Here is a 12,537-nt window from a genome sequence, read left to right on the forward strand (position 1 = left end):
GTCAAGGTACCGAGGTGAACGACGCTCCTACGGCCCTCCGGCCCGGTCGGTTGGTGGATCTGCCCCAGGCGCGTGCGGCCGACGCGTTTCACTTCGGCGTCGCAAAATAGAAGTCGACCCGCCCCGGCACCGAGCCATAGGTATACGGCTGCTGCCGGCGTTCGGTCATGTCCATCACGTCGTCGCGCACGTTGTCGAACAGGCGGCGAACCTCGAGACCTGGAACCTGCATGTTCTTGACGAAGGCCGTGGCGAACGGCGAGTTCGCTGTATCGCCGTCGAGAGCGGTCTCGCCATGCTTTGCGGCGAACACGACCAGCGTCCCGGGATCGGGCTCCATCTGCGCCAGACCGCGGCTGACGGACCTGGACGCCACCGTCATGGTTCGCTTCATCTGACTGGCGAAGGGATTGTCGCGACATGCATCCAGCAGCACCAGGCGCAGTTGCTTGGCCCGCTCCGCAGAGTTGAGCACCTGATCGATCGAGACCGCTTCGAGGCTGATGTCGCGATCGCTTGCGATCCTGGCATCGACCGGGATGAGATAGTTGACTCCTGCGACCTCCATGCCATGTCCGGCGTAATAGACGACGGCCCAGTCGGCGGACTCGGCCTGCCGTGCAAACTCGCGCAGCGCACCGACGAGTTGATCTCTGCCCAGGTCGTTCTCCAGCATCACGGTCTGAAAATTCGCCCGACGTAGCGCGTCCGCCACCAGAGCGGCGTCCCGGCCAGGATTGGGGAGCGCCGGAACGTTCTGATAGGCCGAATTGCCGATCACCAGAGCGATCCGTTTGCCGGGTGAGTGGCCGGAAGCAAGAACGGCACCGAGGGCAGCCGGCTTGGTCTGGGCGGGCGGCGCAGCGTCGGCGCCGATGGCGTCGGCGATGTTGGCCTGCTGCCCCGTCTTGGATCCCTTCGCGCGCTGCGCCAGCTCCTGCTGCAGCTTCTTCTGCTGGGCTTCGAACGCTTTTGGGTCCGTCGGAGGCCCGTCATAGGCCTTGTTGAAGTCACGCAAGGGCAGGCTCATCGAAACCACCTGCCCGGTATTCATCGTGGCCTGAACGTTGATGGTCTGACCGCGGCGCAGGCTGCCCAACAGTTCCGGGGTGAGCTCGTAGTCCGACATACAACCGTTCTTGAAGCAGATGATGAACGGCTTCTGCAGACTCCGCTCGCTGTCGATCATCAACCGGGTGCCTTCGGCGAAATCCATGCCCAACGGCAGCGTGATCCGCAGCAGCCTCTTCGGGTCGGCTTCCGGCTCGATGACCACGGCCGCGAGCAAGGGTTGGCCCGTTTCGATCCGGCCGTCCTTGCCCGTGAAGCAGACCAACTTGGCATCGGCGTCCTTGCCCTTCAGGCAGAACTTGGTCCAGGGCGCCATGACAGAGAGATTCGGTTTCAAAATCGGGAGGCTCTTGTTGTTCCTGATCTTGAACAGAGCCACGAACATCTTTCTTTGCTGCTCGTCGACAGCATTCCAGTTGCCTGCCTTGGCACCGAGCGCCTGGGCCAAATCGGCGAGCGGAAGCGGAAGCGACAGCGGTGCGCCATTCGCATTGATGGCTTGAACGACCAGGCTCTTGCCGTTCTTCAGCATTTCGATCAGCTCAGGCGTCGCATTGTAGTCCGAGACGCAGCCGTCTGCGCCGCAGAACAAATAGGTGCTCTGGATCGGCTTCTCCGCGTCGACGATGATCCGCGTTCCGTGAACGGTTTGCAGACCGAGCGGGAGAACCACCCTTAAGACCTTACGGGCCTCCCCGTCTCTCTCGACGAGCACGGCCACGACAACTCGCTCGTTCTCGGCGGACCGCGCTGTCTTGGTGGTGAAACAGATCTGCTTGCCGTCAACATCTGCTTCGCGCGTACAGGCCTTCGCCCATGGGGAATACGACAGCTTGATCTCCTGCGCGGGCTTGGTCTGCGCTATCGCGGGTGAGGCCAGCACCGACAACAAGCCGAGCGCCAGTGCGATGCCGCTCCCGACCGCCAGCGCAGCAAAACTCCTCATGCTCCCAACCTCTTTCGCGCCTTCAATGCAGGGTTGAACGGCAGCCTACCGTGTTGCCGGGTTCGCGGCACGGAAAAAACAGCGCCTGCCCGACCGACATCGAGCATTCGCTCAACGGCCGCGCGGGCCTCGAAGACTGGCCACGGATTACCGCTGCCGACCCTGTCTTTCCGCGCGATGGGAGAACGGCGGAGCACCGCAACGAAATGCCGTGGTTCATGCGCAGCCCGCGCTTGCTCATGATGATTCGGGCCCGCATGCTGCAGCCCATAAGAACAATGATCCGGAGGAAATCCATGATGTCTGCCCCGCGGAAGGGCGTGATGAGCCTTGCGGCCATCGGCCTTGCCACTCTCGTCCTCACCGCCGTCCCCGCCCGCGCCCAGGCGCCGCTCAAGATCGGCGTGCTCAGCGACTTCTCGTCGGTCTATTCGGACATTGGCGGCCAGGGCAATCTCGAGGCGACCAAGCTCGCCATCGAGGAATTCGGCGGCACGATGTTCGGCAAGCCGATCGAGGTGATCAGCGCCGATCCGCAGAACAAGGCCGACATCGCCGCCGCGATCGTGCGCAAATGGTATGAGAACGAGGCCGTCGACATGGTCATCGACATGCCGACCTCGGCCACCGCGCTCGCCGGCATGGAGATGTCGAAGCAGTTCGAGAAGCTGATGATCGTGACGGATGCCGCGAGCTCCGACATCACCGGCAAGTCCTGCTCGCCCTACACCGTGCACTGGACCTACGACACCTACGGCAATGCGCACACGGTCGGCAGCGCCATCGTCAAGAACGGCGGCAACACCTGGTTCTTCATCACCGCCGACTATCTGTTCGGCCATTCGATCGAGCGCGACACCGGCGACGTCGTGCGCGCCGCCGGCGGCACAGTGGTCGGCAGCGCCCGCCATCCCTCAACAACCAGGACTTTTCGTCCTTCCTGCTGCAGGCCCAGGCCTCCAAGGCCAAGATCATCGGCATGGCCAATGGCGGTGGCGACACCATCAACACCATCAAGCAGGCCGCCGAGTTCGGCATCGTCGCTGGCGGCCAGAACCTCGCCGGCATCGTGATGTTCATCTCCGACATCCACAGCCTCGGCCTGAAGCTGGCGCAGGGCCTGATCATCACCGAGGCCTATTACTGGGACCTCAACGACCGCACCCGCGCCTTCGGCAAGAAGTTCTTCGACAAGATGAAGCGGATGCCGACCATGAACCAGGCCGCGACCTACAGCGCCACCCTGCACTATCTCAATGCCGTCAAGGCCGCCGGCACCCGCGACACCAGGCCGGTGCTCGCCAAGATGCGCGAGACCCCGGTGCGCGACGCCTTCACCGACAACGGCGTGCTGCGCGAGGACGGCCGCATGGTGCACTCGATGTTCCTGTTCGAGATGAAGAAGCCGGAGGAATCGAGGGGCCCGTGGGACTATTACAAGGTGCTGGCGGAGGTGCCCGGCGACCAGGTGTTCCGGCCGCTGAAGGACGGCAACTGTCCCTATGTGAAGCAATAAGAGGTCGCCGAAACGCATTCGGGGCTCGCGCATCGCGGGCCCCGGCCTCACCTGTCTCGTCGATTTTTGGCTTAAGTGCTTGATCTCGCTGGCAGGAGTGGAGAGGCTCGAACTCTGCTGCTAGGGCGTGAAAAGCTTGAATTTACAGGCGTTTCTGATCCGACCGGCGACTTAATGTACACCGGTTTTGTGCACCGAAACAAGGCGTCAATGTACTGACCGCGCGCTTCTGTCGTCGGTGACCCAGGCGGGGCGTCCGCCTTGCGTCGTCGAAGCTGAAGAACAGGGGTCTCGTTCAAAGGCTCCTCGCTCATCCGGCCGTCGAAGCTCTCGATGTCGCGTTCTGGACCGGCTTGCCGGCTCATTGAAGCGCAGTCGATGAGTCCGTCCTTGCACCAGGCCAGCGTCGCCTCGCAGGTGAACCGACGATCGAATCCGGCTTGCCGCGCCGGTTGAGGGGGATTCCACACGCCTTGCGGGCGCAACGCTTACACACCAAGACCTTCTTCTCGATAGAGCCGGTGGATGCGGTTAATGCCGCACGGCTCACCCTCCCGCCCCCAGCAGGCGAACAGTCGACGGTGGCCGGCCCCCCGGCGCTCGCTTGCCAGCTCACGTAAGTGAGCCCGAAGCTCACTGGTAAGTGGCTGGCGAGACCAGTAGCGGACCGTTGACTGGTCCGCGCTGCAACGCGCTTGGCGGCAGACTTATCTCTTCTTGACAGCAGCTTGCGCAGCGCGCTGCGTCCAGCATCTCCGCCACCAAGAGCTCCTTCAGCTGGGCGCTCTCGTCCTCAAGCCTTGAGCCGCTTTCGCCTTAAGACCTCCATCCATCGAACTCGGCCTTTCAATCGTAGAACGTCGCCTCCGATATCTCGCGCTTGCGAGCCAGGTCTGCCGTTTTCTACCCAGCCTTCTGCTCCTTCAGGATCGCCATGATCTTCTCTCCGTGAACCGGAACTTCTTAGGGGCAGGTCAGTCCTCCTTTGTCCAGGTACTTCACCAGCTTGGCGCAGACCTGCAATCATTGCGCGCAGCGCCCCGTTCTATCGAAACGGCTCCCCAAGAAGGGGGAATCGCTCCTCCACATTTGCTAAGAAAGTAACTCTCCGAACTACTTCTATCCGGCCTCCTCTACCGCACTCAGCCTAAAGTGCATCACGGATAATTACGTATGCCAAGCAGCAGCAATAGCCGCCTGCAGAGTAGAATCGCCTGGGGCTTGTGATGCCGTCACCGGGTTGAAGCTCGGGTTGTTCGCCGAGTAGGTTGCCATGGCCTGCACGAGCTGATTGACCTGATTGTCAAGCACCTGGCAATCGGAGGTTACAATCCGCGCAAGCCGCGCATCCGGACTAGCTCCGAACCAGTTCGCTATGGTTGCCTGATCGTGGGTACCGAGGATATCCACTACAAGGTCGTTGCCCGAACGCACGAACCAGAGCTGCTCGTTCGACACGCCCCCCGCCAGATCGAGTTCGCCCTGCGGACTGGCCCCATTGCCCGTTCCATTAACAATGCGATCCTGGCCGCTGCCGCGTCCGAATTGGTATTTATCGTAGCCACCACCGCCGGACAGGACGGCAGGCCCCGTTCCAGCGCTTAGGACATTGTTGCCGGTGTTACCGGCGAGAGCGTATGTCGCGACAGTGCCGTCAGCATTGTAGGTGTACCGGAAGGTGTCACCGGCAAGAGCCCCGCTGTCGTAAATGCCACTGCGCGACAGAAGCAGTCCGGAGCTGTTGTAGGTGTCGCTATAAGAACTGCCGTACTGCCCCGTGATATCGTTCAGCGTGTAGCTGGCTAGGCTGCCGTTCGCATTGAACGTCATCGAGTAAGTGTCACCGGCCAGTGCGCTACCGCTGCCGATGTCGTATGTACCGAATTCCGAAATCAGCATGCCCGCGGCATTCAAATACAGGGTGTAGGATGCCCCGAGCAGATGATTATTGTCGAATACCTGCTGCGAAACCAGGCCTCCGCTCGAGTTGTAGGTGTTGATCCAAGTGTCCCCATTGTTCTGGCCGCTCGTCCATTGGCCGGACTGCCAGTTGAGAACACTGCCGTTGTAATAATTGGTGTATTTGTAACCCGACGCAACGATAAGCCCGCTGCTCGAGCTAGGATGAGCTAGGCGAGTTCCTGTATTGATGATGTTAGCTGCCGCTGTTCCATCATAGACGTTGACCTGTACGTCGCCTGCGTCTGCGGTTAGGATTCCGACCGCCTGATTGCCATTGCCATAGTAGCTAACATCGTAAGTGCTCCACCAGAACAAGTTCTTGAAATCGGTTTCGATCCAGTTTGCATAAGCCCCCGTCGGCCCAAACGTCGCGGTGTAGGTATTGCCCGCAGTCGCGCCGCTGGTGATCGTAGCGCTCTGGCTTGCTGCAACGCCGTGATTGAACTTCTCCGTATACGATGTCGACGTCGCGCCTGTCGGGTCATAATACGCAGAAGAAGCCAGGGTCCCATCGGCATTGAAGAGCTTCAGCCAACTGTCTCCAGCAGCGGCTCCGCTCGCTATAATTCCCGCCTGCGCTGTCAGCACAGCTCCCGTATCGGAGACGGCAATGTCAAAACTCCCGTTGGTGATCTTGCTCAATGCGAACGTATCCTCCGCAACCTGTGCGGATGTGAGCGTTAGCGTCGGCTTTCCGCTATCAGTTAGCGTGATCGATGCCAGTTGACTGTTGGAATTCAAAGCCGAGATGTCAGCAACGGCCTGCGACGCGCTGAGTGCGATCGTGTACGACGCAACAGTACCATTGGCATTGAACTTATAGCCGTAAGTCGCGCCAGCTAGCACGCCGCTATCGTAGACGCCATTTCGGGACAGCAGCACGCCAGAACTATCATAGGCTTCCGTATACGAGCTGCCGTACTGCCCCGTGATATCGTTCAGCGCGTAGCTGGCTAGGCTTCCGTTCGCATTGAACGTCATCGAGTACGTGTCACCGGCGTGTGCGCTATCGCTGCCGCTGTCGTATGTCCCGAATTCCGAAATTAGCATGCCCGCGGCATTCAAGTACAGCGTGTAGGACGCGCCAAGCAGATGATTATTGTCGAATACCTGCTGGGCGACCAGACCTCCGCTCGAATTGTAGGTGTTGATCCAAGTGTCCCCATTGTTCTGACCGCTCGTCCATTGGCCAGACTGCCAGTTGAGCACATTACCGTTGTAATAGTTGGTATACTTAGACCCTGAAACAACGATCAATCCGCTGCTTGAGCTAGGATGAGCTAGGCGCGTTCCTGTATTGATAATGTTAGCTGCCGCTGTTCCATCGTAGACATTGACCTGCACGTCGCCCGTGTCTGCGGTCAGGATTCCGACCGCCTGATTGCCATTGCTGTAGTACTTAACGCTGTAGGTGTTCCACCAGTACAAGTTCTTGACGTCGGTTTCGATCCAGCTCGCGTAAGCTCCCGTCGGCCCAAACGTCGCGTTGTATGTGTTACCTTTACTTTCGCCACTAGTGTATGTGGCGCTCTGGGTCGCCAGAACTCCATGGTTGTAAGTATTCGTGTAAGACGTTCCGGTGGTGTTGGTCAGATCGTCGAGGGCATAAAGCGCCAGAGTGCCATCGACGTTGGTGCCGATCGTGGTCGTGACGTTGCCGTCCGCAGTTGTCGTCGCGACAATTACCTCCTTGGTCGATCCGTCAGCATTCAGCTCAACGGTCGTCGCCACCTTGCTGCCATCCACCCTCGAAACCTTCGTCTCGACGCTATCGAACCAGCCCGCATTTGTGCTGTCCGTCTGAGTTACGATCCGCAGACCGTCCGCGCTGACGTTCGTAACAACCCGCTTGATCGTCTGTCCGTTTTCATTCAAGTAGACAGAACTAGAGGTCGCACTTCCATCAATGTTCTGACGAACGGTCGTAATATGGTCGTACCGTCCAGTGCCCTGGGTATCCTCATTAACGGTCGCAACCCCGCCATCAGCGCTCGTTTGAGTCACCGATAGGCCGGTAATGCTACCGTTGGTAGCGAAATTCTTGACGACCTTTGATGAACTACCATCCAAAGCAATCGTTGTAACCTCGGTGTGATCAACATAGCCGTCGCCGTCACTGTCCTCTTGGAGAGTCTTGATCGCACCATCGGCACTGGTCGTCCGTATCTTCCTTCGGTACAGCGACCCGTCAGCATTCAGATCAGTTACTGTCTCGGTCGAGCTTCCATCGATATTCTTGACGGTTACATCCGTCCGCGTGCGATCAATAGTTCCGTTTGCGCCGAAATCCCACTGCGTCGTCTTCGTCAAGCCATCGGCGCTGCTCGTCATCACTCTCCGCTCAGCCCCTCCCAGGAACCCAGCGAGATCAGTGATCGTCTTGACCTCGCTGCCGTCAATGGCAGTCAAATCGGTCTCGACTTGATCGACCGTTCCATCACCGTCAGCATCACGTGTGATACTAACGGTCTGGCCGTCCGCGCTGGTCGCCGTCACTACCTGCGCCCGCAGCGTCCCGCCCGCGCCATATTCGAGCACGGTCTGCGTCTTGCTGCCGTCCGCGTTCTTCGCCGTGAAGGTCGACCGGCTCTGGTCGACCACGCCGTCACCGTTGATGTCGGATTGCACGGTCTTCGTACGCCCATCGGCGCTCTCTGTCGTGACCATCCTCGATGTCAGCGCGCCATTGGCTCCGAAGTCTGCAATCGTCTCCGTCCGGCTTCCATCGGGATTGAGGACCGTGACGTCGGTCTGGGTCTGGTCGAAGCCGCTGCCAAGGCCGGTAGAGTTCCATTGGAGAGTCTTGGACAATCCGTTGGCGCTCGTCGTCTCCACCGTGACGAAAGTCGGGTAAAATTGGTTGGAGTACACGATCGTCTCGGTCTGGCTACCGTCGGCGTTGAGAACCGTTACATCCGTCCGGGCCGAAGACGGCGGATCCACAGGGATCGGGGAGCCGATCGTCGCTGTGATCGGGCCCAGTGACGCAGCACCCGCTTGCCACATGGTCGCCTTCCACAGGCCATCGGCGCCCACAGTCTTGCTGATCTGCTCCTTGATGGTTCCATCCGCATTCAGGTCGACGATCGTCTCGGTTCGACTGCCATCGGCGTGGAGAACCGTCACATCCGTCCTGGTCTGATTGAAAATACCAGTTCCCGCGGTGTCTCGTTGTGTTGTCGTCGACAGGCCATTCGCACTCGTGGTTATAACCGCTCTATCCTTCAACGTTCCGTTGGAATTGAAGTCGGATGATGTCACGGTCACGCTGCCATCAGCGTTCACGACTCGGCTCTGGACCTGATCGAAAACACCGTCCCCGTTGGTGTCGAGCTGAACCGTCCCGCTCGCGCGGTCAGAATTGACAACGGTCACTGTCCCGCGCTTCAGAGACCCGTCCGGGTTGATGTCAGTCACCGTTTCGGTGGTGCTGCCGTCACCGTTCAATACTATAACGTCTGTTTGCGTCTGGTTGAACGTTCCGGCACCTGTCGTATCCCGTTGCGTTGTCTTGGACAGGCCGTTGGCACTGGTCGTCACCACCGTCCGGTCGAGCAACATGCCGTTTGACTTCAGATCACTGATCGTCTCAGTGCTGCTGCCGTCCGCATTCAGAACCGTCACATCGGTCCGTGTCTGCGTGAAGCTTCCAGCTCCCGTCGGATCCCACTGCGTGGTCGCCGACTGACCGCTCGCGCTCGTGGTCGTGACAACCCGATCCTTGAGTACGCCACCTGACGCAAGGTCGGATACCGTAACGACCTTACTGCCGTTAGCCGTCACGGCGTCCGTCTCAGTCTGGTCGACGACCCCATCTCCGTTGATATCCACAGCAATCGAGACCGTGACGCCATCCGCACTCGTGGTAGTGGTCTTCCGGTCTTTCAGCGACCCATCGGCATTGACGTCGCTGATCGTCTCGGTACGGCTACCGTCGGCGTTGAGCAGTACGATGTCCGTTCGCACCTGATTGAACGTGCCCGTCCCGGTGCTATCCCATCGCGTCGTCGTGGACAGTCCGTCGTCACTCGTGATCGTGACCGTTTGTCCTCGCGTTGCACCGTTTCTCGCTAAATCGGTAACGGTCTCGGTCCGACTACCATCCGCGTTCAGCACCACGATGTCGGTTCGGGTGAGATCGACCAGACCGTCGCCGTTGGTGTCCCACTGCGTCGACTTGCTCAAGCCGTTGGCACTGCTGGTCGTAGTGACCCTGTCCCGGAGAGAGCCATTGGCATTGATGTCGGTGACAGTTTCCGTGCTGCTGCCGTCGACATTCAACACCGTTACGTCGGTGCGAGTTAGGTTATACGTGCCGGAGCCCGCCGTGTCCCACTGTGTCGTCGACGAGAGGCCGTCGGCGCTGGTGGTCGTGACCTTTCGATCTCGCAGGGACTGATTGGGGTTGAGGTCCGAGGTGCTCACAATCACGCTGCCGTCCGCGTTCAAGACGCGGCTCTGCACCTGATCGAAGACGCCGTCGCCGTTTGAATCGATCTGCGTCGTCTTGCTCTTGCGATCAGAACTGACGGTGGCCACCGTTCGCCACTTCAGTGATCCGATAGCATTGATGTTGGTCACTGTCTCGGTGCTACTGCCGTCAGCATTCACAGTCGTGACGTCAGTCTGAGTCTGATTGAATACACCAGCCCCCGTCGTATCCCACTGCGTGGTCGTCGACAGGCCGTTCGCACTCGTCGTCACCACCGTTCGATCCAGCAGCGCGCCGCTCGCGCTGACGTCGGTGTGAGTGCTGACAGAGCTGCCATCGGTACCAATCACGGTGGCGTCGTAGCTCCGGCGGTCGACCACCCCGTCGCCGTTGACGTCCAACTCGGTTGTCTTTGACAGACCGTTGGCGCTGGTCGTCGTTATCGTTCGCGACCGCAACGAGCCGTCGTTGTTGAACAACGAGACTGTATCGACATTCGCTCCGTTCGATGAAGCGACGACCGTCTCGAGAAAATTGACGCCGTGATCCCCATTGGAGTCGAGCTGTACCGTTCGCTGTCTTTGATCAGCCGACAGGCTGATGACCGTCTGCGCCCGTAGAGACCCGTCGGCATTCCGGTCGGTCACGGTTTCGGTTGTGCTGCCGTCCGCGTTCCGCACCGCGACATCGGTTGTCGTCAGATCGAACGTGCCGTTGCCATCGAGGTCGACTTGGGTTGTTTTCGACAGACCATCCGCGCTGAGGGTCGTCACCGACCTATCGCGCAGCGAACCATTGCTGTTGAGATCCTGCACGGTGGTCAACGTGCTTCCGTCAGCATTGACGACGATCGACGCGACATGCGTGGTATCGACAATGCCGTCACCGTTGCCATCCACCGCGACGGTCTTGGTGCGATGGTCGGCGCTGGTCAGAGTCACTTCTCGGCCGCGCAAGGATCCGTCACTATTAAGATTCGTGACGGTCTCGGTCGTGCTGCCGTCGGCATTGACAACGATCGCGTCGGTCTGGGTAAGGTCGACGACCCCGTCGCCATTCTGGTCAATCTGCGTTGTCCTAGAATGACCATCAATGCTAGTCGTCGTGACCCCGCGGTCCTTGAGCGACCCGCTGGCATTGAGATCAGAGATCGACACGGTGAGATTGCCCTGAGCATCGCGGGCGTCAATCTCGACCTGATTGAAGGTACCACCACCACTCGAGTCGCGCTGAATCGTGGTCGTTTTCAGGTCTGCGTTGGTCGTGGTGACCGTCCGATTGAGGACGTGACTTCCGGTACCATCGAAATTGGTGACGCTGAGCGATGTGCTTCCATCCGCGTTCAGCACCGTGACGTCGGCCTGGATGCTGTCGATCACGCCGTCGCCGTTACTGTCCCTCGAGAGCGTGACGGTCCTGCCGTCGGCGCTTGTGGTGCTGATCGTCTCGTTCGCGAGCCTACCGTCGATACTGAACGCCTTGTTATCGATCGTCGTTGAACCGTTCCCGTTGTGGGTCGTCGTGCTTCGGACGAGATAGCCGTTACGGTCATAGGCAAAGGACGCGTCACCAGCGGCACCGGTGGTGCCATCTGCCTTCGTGTATGTGGTCACGCCCTGGATCGATGATCTATCCGGCAGAAGGATCTTCTGGTTGTTGGACGTCAGGTTGATCGACGTGATCCCCAACTGAGACATCGTCTCAAGCTGGGTCGTGCCGTCCTCGTTTGTGACAAGGACCTTGAATTTGCTCCAGTCGGCGTCGCCAGAATCGAGCTTGCCGTCGTGATTCGTATCGAAAACATCCAGCAGCGCCTGCATGTCCGAGGTCGCCGTCGGGTCCCACAATTTAAAGTTGAATTCCTTTGCCTGATTGATCACGCCATCGTCGTTGAGATCCAGGACCAGAACGCCGTTGCCGGCGGCAGCCCACGCCGTTCTATGCTGCAAGCCATCGCTTGAGACCGTTGGCATGAACTGATTGGAAGAGCCGAGCTGCGTGACTTTCAGCCCGTGCCCCGAGATATCCAGAACAACGGGAACGCCAGCGCCGCCACCATCACCTCCGCCGCCATCACCGCCTGCGCCGCCGTCACCGCCGCCGCCATCACCGTCGCCGCCATCACCGTCACCGCCGCCGCCATCACCGTCGCCGCCGCCGCCATCACCGTCGCCGCCGCCGCCATCACCGTCGCCGCCATCACCATCACCGCCGCCGCCATCACCGTCGCCGCCGCCGCCATCACCGTCGCCGCCATCACCATCACCGTCGCCGCCATCACCGTCGCCGCCGCCGCCATCACCATCGCCATCGCCGTCGCCGTCGCCGTCGCCGTCGCCGTCGCCGTCGCCGTCGCCCTCTCCCTCACCATCATCACCCTCATCACCAGGATCGTCAGCCTCAGCCTGAGACTCAGCAATCCCCATGGCAACTGCCGTAGCCGATATCCCATCAGTTTCATCAGGCGCATTAGGATCGCCAATATCATTCACATTGCTGAGACTTGCTTCGGTGGTCGATGGGGCCGACGGAGGCGATGAGGGCGGCCCGTAGCCGAAAGGGGCCACTCCACCAAACCCATCTATGCCGGTTCCATCCGTATCCATCCCC

2 protein-coding genes and 1 pseudogene are annotated in these 12,537 nt (G+C 60.0%); 1 reads left to right on the plus strand and 2 read right to left on the minus strand.

The genetic code is table 11. The features are described 5' to 3' along the window. Positions 1-88: 88 nt before the first annotated feature. On the minus strand, positions 89-2,017 hold the full coding sequence (locus tag ACQR1F_RS09425) for an invasion associated locus B family protein (protein WP_434912904.1): 1,929 nt from the start codon (positions 2,015-2,017) through the stop codon (positions 89-91). A 296-nt stretch (positions 2,018-2,313) separates the two neighbouring features. Here ACQR1F_RS09425 and ACQR1F_RS09430 point away from each other — a divergent pair. Then, positions 2,314-3,533 (plus strand): annotated as a pseudogene (locus ACQR1F_RS09430) (ABC transporter substrate-binding protein). Positions 3,534-4,700: 1,167 nt separating this feature from the next. Here the strand turns inward: ACQR1F_RS09430 and ACQR1F_RS09435 are convergent. Then, positions 4,701-12,533 carry a beta strand repeat-containing protein gene (locus ACQR1F_RS09435; RefSeq protein ID WP_434912905.1) on the minus strand — a complete coding sequence of 2,611 codons (7,833 nt, stop codon included), beginning with the start codon at positions 12,531-12,533 and terminating at the stop codon, positions 4,701-4,703. Positions 12,534-12,537 lie beyond the last annotated feature (4 nt).

It is taken from the genome of Bradyrhizobium sp. HKCCYLS3013, assembly GCF_051167615.1.
GTDB lineage: Bacteria > Pseudomonadota > Alphaproteobacteria > Rhizobiales > Xanthobacteraceae > Bradyrhizobium.